Below are 20,129 nucleotides of genomic sequence, written 5' to 3'. Positions count from 1 at the left end.
TCAGTCAATAAACAGGAATTCGGCGGAGTTGAGCAGGGCCCAGAGGAGATCCTCGCAGGCCCTGCGGCGGTCCACGCCGGGCTCGTCGAAGACAGCCAGGGCGACCGAGCGTTCCTCCTCGGTCGGCCGTCGGCAATAGAGGAGCAGGTAGAGCTCCTCGACGATGGCGGAAGGGGGCCGGTCGCTGGCGGCGAGCCGAGCGGCGAGACCATCCTCGTGGGTGATCTTGGCATGCAGGCTCGGCGCGTTCATCAGGTGAAGCACCTGAGTGACGGACGTGTCCGGAGTGCGCTCGCAGGGCGGGTCTTGATTGGCGTCCGGCCGGCCAAAGGTGTCAAGGAAGGTGGAGGGAACGCGGTGGGTCCAGATCTGCGTGGCCCGGGTGCCGGGTGCGGCGGCGTCGTACTCCTCGGGGATTCCCGTGACGTCGCAGATGGCGTCGATCAGAACCTCGGCAGGCAGCCGCTTACGATAGTGGCGGGCGTAGTTGCGCACATCGGCCACGTTGCGATCGTTGGGGAGCGAGTCGAGGGCGTAGACTCGCGAGGTCATGATCGTGCGGATCAGATGCTTGAGGTCGAAGCCGCTTTGGACAAACTCGTCGGCGAGCGCATCGAGCAACTCGGGGTTCGTCGGCGGGTTGGTGGCGCGGAGGTCGTCGACTGGCATGACCAACCCAACTCCCATCAAGTCGGCCCAGACCCGGTTGGCGATGACCCGAGCGAAGTAGGGGTTGTCGGGGTCGGTCATCCAGGAGGCGAGGGCGCGGCGGGGGTCGTCATCCGGATCGGGGGCCTCGCCGAACAGGGGCGCCGGCTCCATCCGTTCCCCGGTCAGAGGGTGGGAGACAGCGCCCTTGCCTGAGGCGAAGATGACCTCCTCACCCCCGCTGATCGGGGGGGAGAGGCCTGTCCCCTTGCGCCCGACCTCAGCGAAGTAGGCGGCGAAGCCGTAGAAGTCATCCTGGCCCCAGACCTCGAACGGGTGGTGGTGACACTTGGCGCATTCGAGCCGGATACCGAGGAACAACTGGCTCACCATGGTGGTCAGCTCTTCGGGTTCCCGCCGATCTCGAAAAATGGTGGACGGGCCTTCGGAGAAGGTGCTGCCCTGGGCGGTGACGATGGTGCGGACGAACTCGTCGTAGGGCATGTTCTCGCGGAAGGCTCGCCGGATCCAGGCGTCCAGATTCCAGACGGCCTTGATACCGACCCGGTAGGGATTCGGTCGGAGGAGGTCCATCCACTTGGTCGCCCAGTAGTCGGCGTACTCGGGGCGTTCGAGCAGCCGGTCGACCAGGGAGGCTCGCTTCTCGGGGGAGGGATCGTCGAGGAAGGCCCGGGTCTCTTCGAGGCTCGGCAGGCGGCCGATGGCATCGAGGTAGGCGCGGCGGAGGAACGTGGAGTCGTCGGTCTCGGGGGAGGGGGTCAGACCGAGCTTACGGAGCTTGGCCCAAACCAGGCCGTCGATGACGTTCGACCGGGGCAGGTCGTCATACAACGACGCCGGGACCTCGCCCTCCAGGGGGATGGTGACGGAGCAAGTGGCGAAGTGGCCCTCGAAGCGGGCACTGATCGCCGCCTCTCCAGGGCGGTCTCCTGCCCGGATCAGGCCGGAATCGTCGACGGCGACCACGGCGGACTCGTTCGACTGAAAGGCGGCCAGATGGGTCACGTCGGCGGTGGAGCCGTCGGAATAGCGGGCGGTCACGATCGCTCGCTGCTGGTCACCGGCGGCGAGGGAGCGTTCCGGGGGCCAGATGTCGAGGCCGACGACGGTCGGAGAGCCCTCGGGGTCTCGGGGCATCCCGCTGGCGATCCAGTCGCGAAGGATCCGGTATTCCTCGCTGTCGGGCTCGATCCGCTTGCCGCCGCCGTGCGGCAGCGAGGCCGTGGCCTTGAGCAGGGTGAGGCTCTGTTCCGGAGCCGCCGGGAAGACGCGGCGTCCTCTCGCCTCCTTCGTCAGGGCATTGTGATCGAAGGTGGGGTCGAAGCCGAGCAGCGAGAGCTGAAATCCGTTCTGGCCGCGCTGCTTGCCGTGGCAAGGTCCCGAATTGCAGCCAAGCCGGGTAAGCAAGGGCATCACATCCCGCTCGAAGGTAACCGGGCGAGCGATGCTCATGCCGGTGACGGTGACCGAGGCACGCGCTTCCTCGCCGTCGAGAACGGCCACGATCACCGTATTGCCGTCTCCCTCAGGTCGGGCAACACCGTGCTCGTCGACCGAGACGACCGAGGGATTCTCGGATCGAAACGAAACGAGGGCAGACAGGTCGACGGTGCGGCCATCGGCATTCCCGGTGACGACCAATTGTTGCCGGGCGCTCGACCCAGTGAGGTGAATCTCGTCTGGGACAATGCTGAGGTCGCTGGCGGCCGATCCGGCCACCTCCGGAGGTGCAGAAGCCCCGACCATCGCAAGTGCGAGGACAGAGAGGAGCGATCGTCTCATCACCGGTACACACCTCACGTCTCGACCTCGGAACTTCGCGGTCAGAATTCCTGACTGTTGCGATCTTACTCGGTTCGGCCCGAAATTCAACAACAGTCAAACGGTCCGAGCAGGATCCACGATCGATCGGACAGCCCGGATCGGGGAGGCAGAGAGATTGGACAAGGGGCAAGGGACAAGGAAAGCATCCGGATGTGCGGATGCTGTCGCCCGGGGGAGGATCGTGGTAGGGTGAAGGCCATCGTCCGTGCCCTTCCCCCTTCGCGGTCGAGGCGAGGTCGCTATGAGAGGGCCAACCGAATCGGGCCGATTTCCAAGTGGGATGTCGCGTCGCTCGTTCCTGAGCGAGGCGGGGGGAGGCTTCGGGCTGCTGGCGCTGGGGTGGCTGCTCCAGCAGGAGAGGGCCCACGCCTCCGAAGACAGGGCGCTGGACCCGCTCGCGCCGAAGCCTCCCCACTTCGAGGCAAAGGCCGATTCCGTCATTTACCTCTTCATGCACGGCGGCCCGAGCCATCTGGAGACGTTCGATCGCAAGCCGGATCTCCAGCGCTTACACGGCTGCCCGCTGCCCGAGAGCTTCGGGCCGGTGGCGACGCGGCGGAAAGTCGCGAGAAATCCCCTGCTGGGGACGAAGCGGACATTCCGGAAGTGTGGTGAAAGCGGCGTTGAAATATCGGATCTCTTCCCGCACCTCTCGTCCTGCGCCGACGACCTCGCCGTGATCCGGTCGTGCTGGGCCGACAGCGTGAACCACCCGCAGGCCGTCTATCAGATGAACACGGGTTCGATCCTGATGGGCAGGCCGAGCCTGGGGTCGTGGGTCGGCTATGGGCTGGGGTCCGAGAGCCGTGATCTGCCGGCCTTCGTCGTGCTCCCCGACCCTGCGGGGGGGATCAAGGGAGGCCCGCCGGCCTACGGAAACGGCTTCCTGCCGGCGAGCTACCAGGGAACCGTGATGCGAGGGGGCGAGGAGCCTCTGCTGAACCTCCGACCGCCGGAGGGGACGCTCGACCGAGCCGAGCAGCGCCGGATGCTCGACTACATCGGCGTCCTGAACGCCCGACACCTGGAGTCGAGGCCCGAGGACGGCGATCTGGCCGCCCGGATCCAGACCTATGAGCTCGCCTACCGGATGCAGTCGGCGGCGCCGGAGGCAGTCGACCTCGCTCGCGAATCGGACGAAACGAGGGCTCTCTACGGGCTCGACGACCCCGTGACGGCCGACTTCGGGGCGCGTTGCCTGCTCGCTCGGCGGCTGGTGGAGCGAGGAGTCCGATTCATCCAATTGTACTCCGGGGACTTCAACGGCTGGGACGCGCACAACGACGTGGAATCGAACCACTCGACGATGTCCGCGAAGACCGATCGTCCGGTCGCCGCTCTGCTGACAGACCTGAAGCGGCGTGGCCTGCTCGATCGCACGCTGGTCGTCTGGGGGGGAGAGTTCGGCCGCATGCCGATGTCGGAGAGCGGGACCGGACGCGACCACAACCCCCACGGATTCTCGACGTGGTTCGCGGGGGGCGGAGTGAAAGGCGGAGTGATGCACGGGGAGACGGACGCGGTCGGCCTCCGCGCCGAGGTTGATCGCGTCCATGTGCATGATTTGCACGCGACGATCCTCCACTTGCTCGGGCTCGACCATACCCGCCTGACGTTCTTTCACAACGGCCGGGAACACCGGCTCACGGACGTGGCCGGCGAGGTCGTGAGGCCGATCCTTGCGTGAAATGAGAGGGCAGGGACGGCCAGGGGGAGGGCCCGATCGGGACGACGCGCCGAGGGGGGACCGCTTCGATGAGACTCACCGCGATTCTGATCCCATTCGTCATCCTCGCAACCTCGGCCGCCGCGGACGGGGAAGATCACTGGGCGTTCCTCCCTCCAGAGCGTCCGGAGGTGCCCGCTGTCGGAGACGACTCCTGGCCGCGCAACCCGATCGATCGCTTCATCCTGGCCGGGTTGGAGGGTTTCGGAGTGCGTCCTGCCCCGGAGGCAGACCGACCCGCCCTGCTCCGGCGTCTGAGCTTCGACCTGACCGGGCTGCCGCCGACCCCGGAGCAGGTGAACTCCTTTCTCTCGGATCCAGCGCCCGACGCCTACGAGCGGCAAGTCGACCGCCTGCTGGCCTCCCCGCACTATGGGGAACGTATGGCTCAGCACTGGCTGGACCTGGCCCGGTACGCAGACACGGACGGCTTCGAGTTCGACCAAACGAGACCGGCGATGTGGCGCTATCGCGACTGGGTCGTCTCGGCCCTGAACGAGGATCTGCCCTATGACCGGTTCGTCGCCCTGCAAATGGCCGGCGACGAGCTCGAGCCAGAGGATCCCTCTGCCACGGTCGCCACGGGATTCCACCGCTGCTACCCCGACATGGTGGACATGAACGACCAGGGAGAGCGTCGGCAACTCGCCCTGGACGACATCACGGAGACGACCGGCCTGGTGTTCCTCGGCCTGACCATCGGCTGCGCGAAGTGCCACGACCACAAGTTCGACCCGATCTCCCAGGTCGACTACTTCCGCCTCCAGGCGTTCTTCACCCCGAGCCGCTTCGAGGACGAATTCACGGTAGCGACGGAGGAGCATCGAGCCGAGCACGAGGCGGCCCGTCGGCGGTGGGAGCGACAGGTCGCTGCGCTCCGATCGGCCCTGCTGCGACTGGAACATGAGGCCCGGGAACGGATTGCCCCCGGGCCACCGCCAGGCCTAACTCGAGAAGCGAAGGCGGCGCTGGAGAAGTGGGAGGCGGAGCGATCGCCGGGCGAGACGGCGATGGTCTTCGAGGCCATCATGGGGGATCCACGGGTCGAGCCGGATCGGCTGGCCGAGGAGCTGGGCCCCGAAGCGCTCGCCAGGCGGAACGAACTGCGGGAGCAACTCGACCGGGCGGAGCAGGCGGAGCCCCCTCCCCTGCCCCGGGCCCGAGTGCTGGTCGAGTCGTCTCCCGAGGCCGGGCCGACCCATGTGCTGATCCGGGGCCAGTACGGCCGCGATGGGCCAGAAGTCGAGCCGGGGTTCCCGGCGGCCCTGCCCGGTGGCGAGGAGTCTCCGCCGATCACGCCGGGGCGTCGGTCGACCGGTCGGAGGTCGGTACTGGCAGCCTGGCTCACCCGGCCGGAGCATCCACTGACAGGCCGAGTGATCGTGAACCGCCTGTGGCAACAGCACTTCGGCCGAGGAATCGTGGCGTCGCCAAGCGACTTTGGCACCATGGGGAATTTGCCCTCCCACCCAGACTTGCTCGACTGGCTGGCGAGCGAGTTGCCCCGCCGGGGGTGGAGCCTGAAGGCGATGCACCGGCTGATTGTCACAAGTTCATCCTATCGCATGTCGTCACGATTCGACTCGAAGGCGCACGCGATCGACCCGGAGAATGAGCTCTTCTGGCGGCAGGATCGCCGTCGGCTCGACGGCGAGGCGATCCGAGACGCGATGCTCGCCGCCTCGTGTGCACTGAATCCAGAGCTCGGCGGACCGCCGATCTTCCCGGAATTACCGCCGGAGCTGACGAAGCTGAGCAGCAAGGGGGCGATCTGGCCCGTGTCTTCCGAGGCCCGTCAGCGGAACCGTCGGAGCCTGTACGTATTCGTGCGCAGAAACCTCCGCTACCCGTTCTTCGAGGCGTTCGATCGCCCCGACACGAACGCCAGTTGCCCTCGCCGGGCCGAGACGATCATCGCCCCGCAGGCACTCGCGCTGCTCAACGACCGACTGGCGTTCGATGCCGCACAAGGCCTGGCCGCTCGGCTCGAACGCGAGGCGGGACCGGAGAACGCGGATCGGATCGAGCTCGCTTACTTGCTGGCCCTCGGCCGGACGCCGGACACCGAGGAGCGGCGGCTGGCGGTCGAGTTCCTCGGCGACGGCGGAGAGCGGGCCTGGATCGCGTTCTGCCTGGCATTGTTCAACCTGAATGAGTTCGTATTCCTGGATTGATCCGGAAGAGGCCGCGGGCTGGAACCTTCTCCCGATCGGATCCGGGGAATCGAATGCGGCCGGCGTGAGGTCGGGCCTGTCCTCATTCCCCGCTGGTCGGCGGTCGACGGCGGCCGACCGACCCTGGCTCCCGGGACGGAGGACCGATCGACACCGATCGAGTCGGAGGGGCCTCCCGCCCTCCGAGGTTGGGCCTGGTCGGATGGGCCTCCTCAGGCCGATCCGTCGACAATCCATCCGAGTCGGCCGGGAGAGGAGTCTGATCGCATGAAGAACCGTTTTGTTGCGATCGCGACGGCGATCGCGTCACTGGGGATCACTCGGGCCGTCGTCGCCCAGGACGAGGAGCGGTCGAACGTCATCCTCTTCATCGCCGACGACATGGGCTGGGACGACTGCGGCGCCTACGGCCATCCGACGATCCGGACCCCGAACCTCGACCGGCTGTCGAGCGAGGGAATGCGGTTCGATCGCGCCTTCCTGACATGCAGCTCGTGCAGCCCGAGCCGGTCGAGCCTGATCACCGGACGGTATCCCCACGCCACCGGGGCTGAGGAACTGCACTGGCCACTACCGGCCGAGCAGGTAACATTCGTGGAACGCCTGAGGGAAGCCGGCTACTTCACGGCCGCCGCCGGAAAGTGGCACCTGGGCGATGCGGTGAAGGATCGGTTCGACGAGGTCCGGGAGGCCAACCCGCGCGGCTTTCAGCTCGCGCCGGAGGACGAAGCAGGAGGAGTATCGGATCGACTTGGGTTCGACGCTGAGGGGGCTGCTCAGGCCGGATGCGACCAGTGGGTGGCGGTGCTTCGCGACCGCCCGAAAGACCGACCGTTCTTCCTCTGGCTGGCGGCGCTCGACCCGCATCGAGACTACCAGGAAGGAACGATCCCCGAGCCGCACACTCCGGAGGATGTTGTCGTACCGCCCTACTTGCCGGACACTCCCGAGGTGAGACGAGATCTGGCCCTCTACTACGACGAGATCGCCCGGCTCGACCACTACGTCGGCGAGGTGCTGAAGGAGCTTGATCGTCAGAAGGAGGCGGCGAACACACTCGTTCTGTTCATTTCCGACAACGGCCGGCCATTCCCGAGGTGCAAGACCACCGTCTATGACAGCGGGATCCGCACTCCGATGATTGCGCGGTGGCCGGGACGAATCACGCCCGGAGTCGTCAGCCGGGCGATGATCAGTTCGGTCGACCTGGCACCGACGATCCTCTCGGTCGCCGGGATCGAACCCGGTCCGACGATCCAGGGCCGGGACGCCTCGGCACTCTTCGAGGAACCGACGGCCCGGATTCGCCCCTTTGTCTTCGCCGAGCACAACTGGCACGACTACGCGGCCCGGAAGCGGGCGGTGCGGTCGGAGCGGTACAAGTACATCAGGAACGAGGATGCCCAGCTTCCGCTGACCCCGCCTGCCGACGCGGTGCGGAGCCCCACTTTTACGGAGCTCAGGCGATTGCGGGATGCGGGGGTGCTTGAACCGCATCAATCGGCTTGCTTCACCGTGCCGAGGGCGGTCGAGGAACTGTATGACATGGAGGCCGACCCGCACGAGTTGGTCAATCTCGCCACCGACCCTCGGTACGCCGGGCTCCTGGCCGAGCTGCGTGAGGCGCTGGACGCCTGGGCCGCGGAGACGGACGACTCCCCGGAAGTCGCGATCAGCGGCGACGAGTTCGATCGGGAAACCGGGCGTCCCCTGCCAAACCGGGAGCGCCCGAGACGCCCGCGCCCCAGGTTGATCGCGCCGGGGGCCGGATGACCGGAGATCGGATCCCTCGGAACGCTGACGCTCCAAGGCGGAGTGGGCTGCGGGAGGCGACTGGCCCCCGACCATCTCGCCGCTCGCGTCATCAGGTGGTCGATCCGCCTCGCGGACCCGCCCGAGAGCCTCCCCTCCGATCAAATCAGGAGCACGCCGAGACGAGGGCTCGAATGTAGTCTTCGAGCTGAGGTCGCCCGCCGAAGGTCATACCGAGGGAGCGGAGGAGCGTGGTGTCGATCTGGTGCTTCGGGCGAGTCGGCTCCCCGAGGAGACGGCCGGGGGCGCCAAAGGAGATGGCGAGACGGGCGACGTCGTATTCGGAGACGTAGAGGTCGTAACAGTTGAACGATTGGCCGACGACAGACTCGAAGGGGGCGTCGAGCAGGAGGGAGACGGCTCGGGCGACATCGAGGACGTGGACCTCCTTGCCCCCTCGTCGGGTGATGACCTCGCGGCCGGCGACCACGTCGCGGACGAGGCCGAACCACTTGCTGCCCTCGACCGAGCGGGCCAGGCCGTAGATTCCAGTGGGGCGGAGGGCGCAGATGGGCAGTCCCGCTCGGCCGAAGCTGTGGACAAAGGCTTCGAGCGCGGCTTTGTGGGCTCCGTAATGGCTGCCGGGCCAAAGGGGGTGCGTCTCGTCGAGGGGGCGGTCGTCGAGGATGGTGTCGTAGACGGCACAGGTCGAGACGAAGACGAACCGGGAAACGCCGGCCCGATGGGCGGCCTGGAAGAGGCGAAGCGAACCCATCAGGTTGGCCTCGGCGAAGGAGATCAGGTCCCCCTCGGCGCCGATGAAGCCGGGCCCGGGACGGTCGAGGGCGGCGTGGACGACGGCATCACACCCCGCGATCAGGGCGGCCTCGCTCCCTCGATCTCGGAGCGAGCCGGGGACCCATTCGATCGCGCGGTCGAACGGCTCGAAGCCGCCGCGATCGCTGCTCATGCGATACCAGCAGCGAAGGGTGTGGCCGCGCTCCGCGAGGAGGCGGACGACATACCGGCCGAGGAAGCCGGTGGCGCCAGTGACGGCGATGCGCATGGGCGGGACCCTCCTCGGCGAGGCTCGGGGCGCGACGGATCGGGACGACTCAGGCAATGATGTCGTGAACGATCGTACCGTGAACGTCGGTCAGCCGGAAATCCCGGCCGGCATAGCGATAGGTGAATTGCTCGTGGTCGAAGCCGAGCAGGTAGAGCATGGTGGCGTGAAGATCGTGGATGTGAACGGGGTTTTCGACGGCCTTGAAGCCGAACTCGTCGGTCGCGCCGTGAACGTATCCCCCCTTCACACCGCCACCGGCCAGCCACATGGTGAAGCCGTAGTGGTTGTGATCGCGGCCGTTCATCTTGCCGGCATTGGCGCCCGGAGTGGGGAGCTCGACGGTGGGGGTGCGGCCGAATTCCCCTCCCCAGATGACGAGGGTGTCGTCGAGCATCCCGCGTGCTTTGAGGTCCTTCAGCAGCGCCGCGATGGGGCGGTCGCACTGGGAGGCCAGATGGCGGTGGCCGTCGGCGAGGTCGTCGTGGTGGTCCCAGGGCTGGCCGTTGCCGTGGTAGACCTGGATGTAACGGACGCCGCGTTCCAGCAGACGGCGGGCGATCAGGAGCTGTCGGCCGTGGACACCGTCGCCGTAGCTGGCACGGACGTAGGCGGGCTCGCGATCGACGTCAAAGGCGTCGGCGGCCTCGGACTGCATGCGGAAGGCAAGCTCGAAGGACTGAATGCGGGCGTCAAGCGCGGCGTCTCGGCCGCGGCGCTCAAGGTGGCGGAGGTTCAGCTCCCGGAGCAGGTCGAGCTGCTGACGCTGGGCGGGGGAAGAGAGGCGGTCGTTCTCGATGTACTCGATCAGCCGGTCCAGTTCGGTGTGCTGGGTGTCGATGTGCGTCCCCTGGTAGATGCCGGGGAGGAAGGCGGATTTCCAGTTGGACGACTCGGCAATCGGATAGCCGCCAGGGCAGAGGACGACGAAGCCGGGGAGGTTCTGATTCTCGGTCCCCAGCCCGTAGAGGACCCAGGAGCCGACGCTGGGCCGGGGGAGACGGGCGTCTCCGCAGTTCATGAGCATAAGTGACGGCTCATGATTGGGGACGTCGGCGTGCATCGAGCGGATGACGCAGATGTCGTCGATACACTCGGCGACGTTGGAGAAAATCTCGCTGACCTCGATGCCGCTCTCGCCATACTTCTTGAACTTGAAGGGAGAGCCGAGGGCGGCTCCGGTGCGGCGCTCGGTGCGGAGGTTCTCGGTCGGCAGTTCCTTGCCGGCGTACTTCTCGAGCAACGGCTTGCGGTCGAAGGTGTCAACCTGCGACGGCCCGCCGTTCATGAACAGGTGGATGACCCGCTTGGCTCGGGGAACCAGCGGTGGGGTCTTCGGGGCCAGCGACGATGCCGACGAGGGGCCGGCTGAAGCGGCCTGGGCCGACGTCGGGAGCATCCCGGCCTCAGCGAGCAGGCCGCCGAGGGCCATCGCGCCAAAGCCCATTCCGGAGCGGCAGAGGAGCTCCCGTCGGGTGACAGGCAGTTCGTTGAAGTCGGGTCGGGCGTGGGGCATCGGGCGGTCCTCCGGGGGGATCGAACGGGGGGAACGGGTGGGGTGCCTACCGGGCGATCGGAGCCCCGGATCAGTCGATGAAGAGGAATTCGTTGGTCATGAGCAGAGCGTGGGCGTACCGCTCCTCCGGAGTCGGCGGAGGGGATGCGGAACCGGTGAAGTCGGACGTGGCGTCCCACCGGGCGATGTCGCCGCCGGGCGATGCGAGCAGGACGGTCGGCGCCCATTCGAACGAATCGAAGGCGGGTCCGCCGATGCAATCGACGATGAAGTCGATGGTGTCACCGACGCGGACGGGGATCCCATCGACTTGGGTTCGGGTGCGGCTCCCCTTCACGGTCCACTCGCCGAGCAACCCGCTCTGGGAGGAGACGACTCGGGCTCGAATCCCGTCCCCCTTGTCCGAATCGTGGGAGAGGCGGCCCCGAATGCGGACAATCCCGTCGCTCGGGGCAACCCATCGGCGGATGGCGGCGTGCCTCGGGTCGTCTCCAGGGTGGCCACCGCCGGCGGAGAGCCGGAGATATCGCCCCTCGGGGTGGGGGTACTCGGTACCGAATCGCCAGGAGTCTCCGGACCAGTAGGGGAGCTCCTGGAATGAGGCGACGCGGCCTTCTTGCTCATCGAAGATGCCGAAGCCGTACCTCCAGGGGGAGGAGCGCGAAGTGGACGGTTCGGCGGCCGAGGAGAGGAAGGCCAGGGCAAGTGCCAGTTCTTCGGTGTCTGGCGCCCGTCCGAAGAGGAGGTGATAGAGCCGGCCGACGAAGGCCGAGGGGTCGTCGGAACCGGCCTGCTCGGTCACTCGGGAGGCAAGCTCACGGGCCTGGCGGGCGACGAACGGGCTGTTCATCAGGAAGAGGGCCTGCTGCGGGACGATCGTGCTCGGCCGGGCGGGATTGGACACCTCGACGCTGCCGAAGTCGAAGGTGCGGTAGACGCCGTCGAGGAATGTGCGGTCGATCATCGAGTAAAGCGTCCTCCGATCCCCGTCGGGGTCGGACGGAGAGGACTGGGGACGCCCGCCGAGACGGGAGTCGAGGCGTCCGGCGACCGCGAGCATGGCATCTCGCATCGGCTCCAGCTCGAGGCGCCTGCGGTTCTGGCGCCAGAGCAGCAAGTTCTCCGGATCGATGGCGGCGGCCTCGGGGCGGTCGACGCTAGCCTGGCGATAGGCGTTCGAGGAGAGGATCAGGCGGTGAATGGCCTTGATCGACCAGCCGTCTCGAACGAAACGCCGGGCGAGGTAGTCGAGCAGCTCGGGGTGGGTGGGGGCGTCGCCCCGAGTGCCGAAGTCGCTGGGGGTACCGACGATCGGCCGATCGAAGAGGTGCATCCAGACGCGATTGACCATGACCCGGGCGGTGAGCGGGTTCTCCGGGTCGGCGATCTTCCGGGCCAGCTCGAGGCGGCCGCTGCCGTCGGTGAAGGGCGTTCGGTCCTTTCCTTCGAGCAGCTCGAGGAACTGACGGGGAACCTGCGGGCCCCGGTTGCCGGGATTGCCGCGGAGGAAGATAACCGGCTCGCTCGGGCGCTCCGAGTCGACCATGACCATCGCCCGGGGAGGGGCGCCGGGGTGGTTTGCCTGGAGTTCGTCGATCTTGCGAGAGAGCTCGGTGTGCTGGTTCCGCTCGTCGCGTTCGAGGAGCCGGGTGACCTCGGCGATCGGGATCGAGAATGGGCCGCCTTCGGGGACGAACAGGGCCTCGACCTCAGCACGCCCCTCCTCGTCCTCTTTGCTCGACAGCGCGGAGGCGAACCGTCCGACGAATTCCGCGAAGGTGGACGGTGGCCCCGGCTCCCGAAGCGCCCGGGCGACGATGGGATTGATTGGTCGTTCGGGATTGCCCAGCAGGTCGTCGATCACGCCGGGGGCCTGCTCGGCGAACCGATCGGCCGGGATGGCGGACAGGGCGTGCCAGGGAGCGAGGATCGAGTCGTGCTCGTCCTTGGTCCGCGACTGCAAGTCCTCCCACTTCGTAAGGAACGTGCTCAGGCGGCGCGGGGCCAGGTCCCGCTCGCGAGCAACGTTGTCGACGGCATCTCGGCCGGGGCGTTCCCCATCCGGGGCCCCCGAGGAGTTGAGGGCAAGCATGCCGTCGAGGTAGACGGAGAGCCGAGCTCGGATGTCTTGGATGATCTCGTCGCGTTTGGAACGCTCGAACTCGGCAAGGGCGTCCTTCCGCTCCTGGAGCTGCCGGAGAAAGTCCTCACGCTCGGGGCCTCCGGCGTCGTCCAGCTCGGCGATGACGGGAAGGGGGTCAGGTTCGGTGGAGCTGTCGAAGACGCCGTAAAGGGAGTAATAGTCGGCGGTGGGGATGGGGTCGTACTTATGGTCGTGGCAGCGGGCGCAGCTGATGGTCAGGCCCATCAGGCCCCGGCCGACAACATCGATCCGGTCATCAATGATGTCGTTCTTGCTGTTGAGGAAGCGCTGGCCGACCGTCAGGAACCCCATCGCGGCGAGGTCCGGGTCGTCGTCGGGGAGGCCCAGCTTATCGGCGGCGAGTTGTTCGAGGATAAACCGGTCGAAGGGTTTGTCCTCGTTGAAGGAGCGGACGACGTAGTCGCGATAGGTATACGCGTAGGGGTAGCGGCGTTCCTCGGTGAAGACGTAACCCTTGGTGTCGGCGTAACGGGCGACGTCGAGCCAGTGACGGCCCCAGCGCTCGCCGTAGTGGGGAGAGGCGAGCAAGCGTTCGACGACATCGGCGAAGGCTTGGTCGTCGGGGCGAGGGTCGGCGAGGAAGGCGTCGATCTCTTCGGGGCTCGGGGGAAGTCCAATCAGGTCGAACGACGCGCGCCGGATCAAGGTGCGCCGGTCGGCCGGAGGCGAGGGTCGGAGGCCGGCCTTGTCGAGCCGGTTGAGGATGAAGGCATCAACCGGGGAAACGACCCACGAGGGGTCGGATACCTCCGGAGGAGTCGGGTCGCTGACGGGCTGGAACGCCCAGTGGGTTTCGGAGGCGTCGGCAATGCCCTCCGGAGTGGGGATCGTGGCGTCGTCTGGCCAGGGGAGGCCGAGGGCAACCCAGCGCTCGAGATCGGCGATGACCGGGTCCGGGAGCTTGCCGTCGGGGGGCATGGTCAGCCCGTCCAGCTCGTGTCGGACGGCGAGCAGGAGGGGGCTCCCCGCCGGGTCGTCGAGGAAGGCGGCCGGCCCCTCGATCTGCCCCCCCTGGAGGATGGCCTCGCGGGAGTCGAGCCGGAGTCCGGAGTTCTGCTTACGGTCACCGTGGCAGGAGACACAGCGCTCGGCCAGCACGGGACGGATGCGGGCCTCGAAGAAGTCGAGCGACTCGGGAGGCCAGGTGTCGGGCCGGTCATCCCCGGAAGCCGGCGCGGGCGACATCAGGAGGGAAAGCCCTCCGAGGAGCGACGTCGCCAGGCCAACGATGAGGGAGTGCGGTCGAATCGGGATCATTGCGGCCGATCCTTCGGGGAGGGCGATGCGGCGGGAGGCGCTCAGGCCTGTATGGGGGGCGCTGGGTGCTTCGGCTCCAGGCGCTTCGGCCCAGAACGATCACCCAACCCGACGATCTCCGGCGGGTCATTGATCAATTATTGAACGTCCCCTCCGCCACGATCAAGCCAGACTCGACACGCCCTGGCGGTTCGGATCACCCAGAACCGATCTCGGGGGACGGCTCGGTTTGGACCCTCCCCTTTCGGTCGGGCCGATCGTACCAAGACGAGCAGGGCGAACGGCTGCCAAGCGGCAAGGTCGCGCGGCGTTCCCGCCGGGTCGGTTCGGGCGTGGGCGCTTGAAACGAGCCTGGAATTCCGCTAGATCTCGGTCAACCTCGGGCCGTTCCGAGCCGTCGAGGGCGGTCGCCGGAGCCGAGGGTCATCCACGATCGAGAGCACGAGTACGATGTCCCACACCCGAGCGTTGGCGATCCTCTCCTCGGCGTTCCTCACGGCGGTCGCCGCCCCGGCCGCTTGCCCGGCGCAGGAGTTCGTCCCGCTGTTCAACGGCAAGGACCTCTCCGGCTGGACCGGCGCCACTGATGGATACGCTGTCGAAGACGGAATCCTTTACTGTATTCCGGGTAGCGGCGGCAAGTTGTTCACGGAGGACGAGTACGGAGACTTCGTGCTCCGATTCGAGTTCCGGCTGACCCCGGGCGCGAACAACGGCATCGGTCTGCGGACCCCGACCGAGGGGGATCCGGCCTATGCGGGGATGGAGATCCAGGTGCTCGACAACTCGGCCGAGAAGTACAACGCGTTGCAGCCTTATCAGTACCACGGCTCAGTCTATGGGGTGGTTCCTGCCAAGAAGGGATACCTGAAGCCTGCGGGCGAGTGGAACTCGCAGGAGATCTCCTGCATCGGCCGCCGGGTAAAGGTCGTCCTCAACGGCGAGACGATTGTCGACGCCGACCTCGACGAGGCCTCGGAAGGGGGGACCATGGACCATCGGGAGCACCCGGGCCTGGCACGCAAGTCGGGGCACATCGCCTTGCTGGGCCACGGCGATCGGGTCGACTTCCGCAACATGGAGGTCAAGTCACTCGACGGCGAGTCGGAGTGACGTTCGTCCCCCCGGGGGATCGAGCATGCGACCGCTCTAGTGGAAGAGAAAGACGGGCACCGGGCATTCCTTCAGGACGGCCCGAGTCGTCGAACCGAGGATCCACTCGCGGAGGGTCGGCTTACCGTAGGCCCCCATCACGAGCAATTCGGCTTTGGTTTCTTCGAGTTGCCCGAGAATCTCGCGGGCCGGGGCCCGGTCGGACTTCAGCACGATTGGCTTCGCGGCGAGTCCGTGGAAGCCGAGATATTCCGAGGCTCGATCAGCTGTGCGAGCGGCCTCAACTTTGTCGGTGCCGCAGCACAATACGGAGATCTGACGGTCCTGGCCGATTCCGGAGGCCTGGAACGCCTGGAGCGCTCGGGCAGCTTGCACGCTGCCATCGAAGGCGATGAGGACGTTTCGGGACTCCGGTCCAGGCCGCCTGGGGCATGCGACAACGGGCCGGGGATTCTCCGTCAAGACGCGGCGGAGCGTATCGTCGGCCGCGTCCTCCCAGCCAAACCGAAAGTGAGTGCGCTGGCCCATCAAGATCAGGTCGTAGCGTTGGGCTTCGACCAGGATCCGCTCGCTCGGATTGCCGACATCCTCGAGGGGCTTGAAGGCCACCTTCGCCTCGGCGCAGCGGATCGCGGCGCGCTCCAAAGTTCGATCAACGGCGCGGCGAACGTCCTCGGTGAGACGTTCGTTGATCTGGCGAAAATACACCTCGCCAAGCCAAGTCTCCTCGGCACCGTGGATGCCGGGTTCATCGACGATTCCCAGGCCGACAACCATCGCGTCAAGCCGGGAGGCCCACCGGATCGCAAGTTCGAGGGCGGCGTCGCCGTCGACGCTGCCGTCGAGCCCGACGAGCATGGTCTTGAGCATCGGTCCAGCTCCGCGGGGGAATGGGGTCCGCGCCGGCCCCCCCGGGTGAGGACGCTGCCGGCGTCTCCCCTGTCGGATCAGCGCGACTCTTCCTCGTCAACCGCATCCCACTGGTGCTCGGCGAGGAACTCTCGAAGGTCAGCCATCGCCTTGATGATCCCCTCGCGATGGCGATCGCCGCCGACGCTGTCGAGCTCCTTCTCGAACATGTTAAGCAAATATCGTGCCGCAGCTGCGGGGGTTTCCCCTTGCGCCCAGTTCTCCGGGAAGTTCTGATGATGGACGCACGTATGGGCCACCCCATGCGCCTCGCATGGGCCCTCCGACACGACGATCCGACTTTGGGTGTGAATCATCAGAGAGTCCTCCTATCCTTCTATCCCTCCGCCCGAGCGATCGGGGCCTCGCGGGCGATCATGGGACGAAGCGCGTCAGGAGAGGTAATCGGCGCAGGTGGACGCTCCGAGAGTCTCGATCAGGAGGCTCGACCACAAAAAAACCCCAACCTCTGCCCGATGGCAGTTGCTGGGGCTCTCATCGCCGGAATGGTCGGCCCTTCGCGAGCCGACTATTCAACCCTTAATACTACCTCCGACACGGAGGTTGTCAATCCTTGACCACACCCTTCGTCTTGTGATAGGTGACCAGTTGGTCACGTGCTCGCCGAACCGTGCGTGGGTTTGACTTCCCACCCACCCTAGAGATTGATGGACGCCGCGCTGGCGTCGGATCGTTCTCCATCCGACAGTGCTCCAGCACAAGACTGGGCGGTGGGGACAATGTCACAGTCAACCTCGCCCTTGGTGTACTGGTTCGCTTCAGATCGGTTGTTCGCCCCGCCCTGATTGTCCCTCGTCGCCTCATCGAATGCGGCGAGGGCCTGGACCGATTCGGTTGCCTTGAGGATCTGGCGGACCTTCTCGATCGGCGTCTGGCACCCGGCCGGGCGAGGCGACTTTCCGCGCTTTCCGCGCACTCTGGATCACTTCCGAACGGCCCGGGCCATGGCGAGGATGCCGGCCCGGACCGCCTCGGACAGCGACGGCCAAGCATCCACGATTTCAGACAGGTCAGGCGGAATCGTGGTAGCAGATTTGGTAGCAGTCGGGAGACGGCGGGAGGCAGACGTTGGCGGTTGCTGACGTGATTCCCCGTCAATCTCGGCCGGGCCGCGTCGTCGCAAGCCTGTTGCAGAGGCGGCTTTTGGCGACCCCTGGCGGTCGGAGTCGAGATGCCGGCGGTGGGAGTCGAACCCACACGGGGGTTCCCCCCCGGGAGATTTTAAGTCTCCTGCGTCTGCCGTTCCGCCACGCCGGCAAGGGAGATCAGGCCGGCCGCTCGGGGGAGGATCGACCGAGGGTCGGGGGTGACGCCAGCCGCTCAGGGAACGGCCGGAGAGGTGTCGTCGAGGAGGATGGGGGTGCCCCGGGCGGAGGGACGGGAACCGGTCGGAGCCTGGGAGAAGACGGGGGCGAGGGTGGGCATCGGGGGGCTTCCGGGGCCGATCGCGGTAGGGGAACATCGAACCGAAGAGCGAGGCGACGGCCTGGAGGAGGAGACGGGAACGGCACCTCCTCCAGGGCGGTCGGGGAATCACTTGCCGGAGAGGACCGAATCCTTCAGGGCCTTCAGCGGGGTGACCTTGACGGTGTTCCGCTTGGGCTTGGCGGGGATGTCGATGATCTCCCCGGTCTGCGGATTGCGGCCCTTCTTGGCCGGAGTGGCCTTCTTCTCAGCGAGGCGGATCTTCAGCAGACCGGGAAGGACGAACTGCTTGGGGCCGCCCCGCTTGGTCAGCGACGTGCGGACGAGCTCGTCGAGGTGCTCGAAGAGGCTAGCCACGTCCTTCTTGGCCAAGCCGGTCCGTTCCGATAGCGCGGAGTAGAGCTCGTTCTTGGTCATCGGCCGGGCCTTCGCCTTGGCCTCGGGCTTCTCGGCCTTCGCGGACGCGGCCTTGGGGGCGGCTTTCTTCGCGGCCATGGATCGCATCCCCTCCTGTCGATGATCGGTCGACCCTGGGAGCCGTGACGGTCGGCCTCGGCCCGCGGCGGGGAGGCTCGGACCACGCTCCTGCCGAACCAGATCGACGCTCCGGCCGGAAATATACAGGAAAAATCGCCTCAGGACAGCGCCCTTGCAGCGTTTTTTGCGGTGAAACGCCCCTCGGACCCCGTCAGAGGGCCCCGGGTTCAGTCTCCGGACGCCCTGGATGTGTGCCGCCTCCGGTCGTTGACGCCGTGCAAGAGGCCGGTGACCGGGTCGACGATGATGGTATGGGCATCCCCCTGCAGCTCCGTGGAACGGAGCCGGTGGCCGCGATCGCGGAGCTCCCGGGTCGTTTCCTCGGGCCAGCGCCGGCCTTCCAGGGTGATCACGTCGGGGAACCAGGCGTGATGGGTCCTCAGGGCGTCGACGGCCTCCCTAGGACTGCGGCCGAACTCCAGGACGTTGAGCACGACCCAGAGCACCGTGTTGGGGATCGTCCTCCCTCCCGGCGAGCCGGTGACCAGCCGGACACGTCCGTCCTCCAGGACGATGGTCGGGGACATCGAGCTGAGCATCCGCTTGCCGGGGGCGATCCGGTTCGGCGGCGTGCCGATCAGGCCGGAGGCGCTCGTCACACCGGGCACGAGATTGAAGTCTCCCATCTCGTTGTTCAGCAGGAATCCCGTGCCGGCGACGACCGCCTTGGAGCCATACCCCTGCTCGAGCGTGTAGGTCAGGGCCACGGCGTTGCCGGAGCCGTCGACGACCGAGAGGTGGGTCGTGTCGCTCCCCTCGGCCAGGCCGGCGATCGGGAAGTCGGCCAGATCCTGGCTCGGCGTGGCCTTGGGGCCGATCGAGGCAGCCAGGTCGTCGGCGAAGCTCTGCGAGGTCAGCACATCGGCTGGCACGTCGATGAAGTCCGGGTCGGCGATCCGGGTTGCTCGAACGAAGAACGCACGTCGCATGGCCTCGGTGATCCGGTGCAGCGTCTCCGCCGATTCCGGCCCGTCGGCGGCCAGGTCGTACCGCTCGAGGATGTTCAAGGCCAGGAGCACGACGATCCCCCCCGAAGAGGGCGGCCCCATACCGTAGACGTCGTAACCTCGGAACGTGGCATGAACCGGGGGACGCTGGACGGCCCGGTACGATTCCAGGTCTTCGCGGGAGATCAACCCACCCTCGGCCTGCATGGCCGCGACGATCAACTCGGCGGTGCGGCCGCCGTAGAACTCGTCGGGCCCGTGCTCGGCGATCCGAGAGAGGGTGTCCGCCAGGTCGGGCTGTCGCAGGATGTCGCCGGCTTGCCAGGGTGTGCCGTCCGGCTTGCGGAAGGCCCGAACCGAGGCGGGGAAGTCGGCAAGCCGGGCCCCTCGGCCGCTGCCGTCGAGCGCGTCGGAAGCGCCGTCGTCGTCGAAGAGCTGGCTATTGAGCGAACGGGCGAGGGTGTTGGAGACAGGAAAGCCGTCCCGGGCCAGCGCGACCGCCGGGAGGACGAGGTCCGCCCAGGGGAGCGTCCCGAACCGCTCGTGGGCCAGGCCGAGCCCCTTGACCGTCCCCGGCACGCCGCCCGCTCGAAGGCCGGCGCGGTGGCGGGGCAGGAACTTCCCCTCGTCGTCCAGGTACATCCGCTCGGTCGAGGCCAGAGGAGCACGCTCCCGGAAGTCGAAGGTCACCACCTCTCCGCGATCGGCCAGGAAGGCGACGATGAACCCGCCGCCGCCAAGGTTCCCCGCCGCCGGGTGGGTGACCGCCAGGGCGAAGGCCGTGGCCACCGCGGCATCGATCGCGTTCCCACCTTGCCGGAGCACGTCCCGGCCCACATCCGAGGCATGCTCCTCCTGCGAGACGACGACGTGCCGGCGAAACTCCTCGGCCTGGGAGGTCGGCGCGACGAGCAGACGCGACGAGGCGATCGCGACCAGGGCCAGCAGCAGGATCGGCCGGCAACGGGGCCGTCGACGTCGGGTCGAGGAGGAGGCGATCGGGGCGGGTTCGAGGCGGATGCTCACGTG

Annotated in this window: 12 protein-coding genes and 1 tRNA gene; 4 read left to right on the top strand and 9 right to left on the bottom strand. The window is 67.1% G+C overall.

The annotated features are described in order from the left end of the window. Positions 1-2,451 (bottom strand): DUF1549 and DUF1553 domain-containing protein, encoded by a 2,451-nt coding sequence (locus tag TsocGM_RS02630; protein WP_199756686.1) that lies wholly within the window; start codon positions 2,449-2,451, stop codon positions 1-3. Positions 2,452-2,773: 322 nt separating this feature from the next. Here TsocGM_RS02630 and TsocGM_RS02625 point away from each other — a divergent pair, with 322 nt between their 5' ends. From TsocGM_RS02625 to TsocGM_RS02615, 3 genes are all read left to right on the top strand, one after another. Continuing rightward, positions 2,774-4,180 (top strand): DUF1501 domain-containing protein, encoded by a 1,407-nt coding sequence (locus TsocGM_RS02625; protein ID WP_233578200.1) that lies wholly within the window; start codon positions 2,774-2,776, stop codon positions 4,178-4,180. A 68-nt stretch (positions 4,181-4,248) separates the two neighbouring features. After that, a complete protein-coding gene (locus TsocGM_RS02620; protein ID WP_126723762.1) occupies positions 4,249-6,393 on the top strand; it encodes a DUF1549 and DUF1553 domain-containing protein in 2,145 nt (714 codons plus the stop codon). Positions 6,394-6,660: 267 nt separating this feature from the next. Continuing rightward, a complete protein-coding gene (locus tag TsocGM_RS02615) occupies positions 6,661-8,166 on the top strand; it encodes a sulfatase family protein (protein WP_126723761.1) in 1,506 nt (501 codons plus the stop codon). Between the two features lie 145 nt (positions 8,167-8,311). On the opposite strand, the gene TsocGM_RS02610 is transcribed toward TsocGM_RS02615, so the two are convergent. The 3 genes from TsocGM_RS02610 to TsocGM_RS02600 form a co-directional block, all read right to left on the bottom strand. Next, positions 8,312-9,211, bottom strand: a complete 900-nt coding sequence (locus TsocGM_RS02610; RefSeq protein WP_126723760.1) for an NAD-dependent epimerase/dehydratase family protein — start codon at positions 9,209-9,211, stop codon at positions 8,312-8,314. 49 nt (positions 9,212-9,260) lie between these two features. After that, entirely contained in the window at positions 9,261-10,727 is a 1,467-nt protein-coding gene (locus TsocGM_RS02605; protein ID WP_126723759.1) for a DUF1501 domain-containing protein, read from the bottom strand. Positions 10,728-10,797: 70 nt separating this feature from the next. Further along, positions 10,798-14,076: a PSD1 and planctomycete cytochrome C domain-containing protein gene (locus TsocGM_RS02600; protein WP_233578199.1), complete on the bottom strand. Its 3,279-nt coding sequence runs from the start codon at positions 14,074-14,076 to the stop codon at positions 10,798-10,800. 522 nt (positions 14,077-14,598) lie between these two features. Here TsocGM_RS02600 and TsocGM_RS02595 point away from each other — a divergent pair. Beyond that, on the top strand, positions 14,599-15,261 hold the full coding sequence (locus tag TsocGM_RS02595; RefSeq protein ID WP_126723757.1) for a 3-keto-disaccharide hydrolase: 663 nt from the start codon (positions 14,599-14,601) through the stop codon (positions 15,259-15,261). A gap of 36 nt (positions 15,262-15,297) precedes the next feature. Here TsocGM_RS02595 and TsocGM_RS02590 read toward each other — a convergent pair whose 3' ends face one another. The 5 genes from TsocGM_RS02590 to ggt form a co-directional block, all read right to left on the bottom strand. Next, positions 15,298-16,131 (bottom strand): universal stress protein, encoded by an 834-nt coding sequence (locus tag TsocGM_RS02590; protein WP_126723756.1) that lies wholly within the window; start codon positions 16,129-16,131, stop codon positions 15,298-15,300. A gap of 77 nt (positions 16,132-16,208) precedes the next feature. Then, positions 16,209-16,487 carry a hypothetical protein gene (locus TsocGM_RS02585; RefSeq protein WP_126723755.1) on the bottom strand — a complete coding sequence of 93 codons (279 nt, stop codon included), beginning with the start codon at positions 16,485-16,487 and terminating at the stop codon, positions 16,209-16,211. An 876-nt stretch (positions 16,488-17,363) separates the two neighbouring features. Next, positions 17,364-17,448: transfer RNA gene (locus TsocGM_RS02580), tRNA-Leu, on the bottom strand. Positions 17,449-17,724: 276 nt separating this feature from the next. After that, positions 17,725-18,111: an HU family DNA-binding protein gene (locus TsocGM_RS02575; RefSeq protein ID WP_126723754.1), complete on the bottom strand. Its 387-nt coding sequence runs from the start codon at positions 18,109-18,111 to the stop codon at positions 17,725-17,727. Between the two features lie 209 nt (positions 18,112-18,320). After that, positions 18,321-20,126, bottom strand: coding sequence for a gamma-glutamyltransferase (gene ggt, locus TsocGM_RS02570; protein WP_233578198.1), 1,806 nt, complete (start codon positions 20,124-20,126; stop codon positions 18,321-18,323). Between the last annotated feature and the right edge of the window lie 3 nt (positions 20,127-20,129).

The organism is Tautonia sociabilis (assembly GCF_003977685.1).
In the GTDB taxonomy this organism is placed as follows: Bacteria; Planctomycetota; Planctomycetia; order Isosphaerales; family Isosphaeraceae; genus Tautonia; species Tautonia sociabilis.
Note: the sequence above shows the minus strand (reverse complement) of the source record. Positions and strands in the feature narration are given on the sequence as shown.

What these genes read in the sequence shown, in the direction of transcription:
- TsocGM_RS02605 (WP_126723759.1), bottom strand. Translation starts at nt 10,727, where the DNA reads ATGCCCCACGCCCGACCCGACTTCAACGAACTGCCTGTCACCCGACGG.
- TsocGM_RS02620 (WP_126723762.1), top strand. Translation starts at nt 4,249, where the DNA reads ATGAGACTCACCGCGATTCTGATCCCATTCGTCATCCTCGCAACCTCG.
- TsocGM_RS02585 (WP_126723755.1), bottom strand. Translation starts at nt 16,487, where the DNA reads ATGATTCACACCCAAAGTCGGATCGTCGTGTCGGAGGGCCCATGCGAG.
- TsocGM_RS02595 (WP_126723757.1), top strand. Translation starts at nt 14,599, where the DNA reads ATGTCCCACACCCGAGCGTTGGCGATCCTCTCCTCGGCGTTCCTCACG.
- TsocGM_RS02625 (WP_233578200.1), top strand. Translation starts at nt 2,774, where the DNA reads ATGTCGCGTCGCTCGTTCCTGAGCGAGGCGGGGGGAGGCTTCGGGCTG.
- TsocGM_RS02630 (WP_199756686.1), bottom strand. Translation starts at nt 2,451, where the DNA reads ATGAGACGATCGCTCCTCTCTGTCCTCGCACTTGCGATGGTCGGGGCT.
- TsocGM_RS02615 (WP_126723761.1), top strand. Translation starts at nt 6,661, where the DNA reads ATGAAGAACCGTTTTGTTGCGATCGCGACGGCGATCGCGTCACTGGGG.
- TsocGM_RS02575 (WP_126723754.1), bottom strand. Translation starts at nt 18,111, where the DNA reads ATGGCCGCGAAGAAAGCCGCCCCCAAGGCCGCGTCCGCGAAGGCCGAG.
- TsocGM_RS02590 (WP_126723756.1), bottom strand. Translation starts at nt 16,131, where the DNA reads ATGCTCAAGACCATGCTCGTCGGGCTCGACGGCAGCGTCGACGGCGAC.
- TsocGM_RS02600 (WP_233578199.1), bottom strand. Translation starts at nt 14,076, where the DNA reads ATGTCGCCCGCGCCGGCTTCCGGGGATGACCGGCCCGACACCTGGCCT.
- TsocGM_RS02610 (WP_126723760.1), bottom strand. Translation starts at nt 9,211, where the DNA reads ATGCGCATCGCCGTCACTGGCGCCACCGGCTTCCTCGGCCGGTATGTC.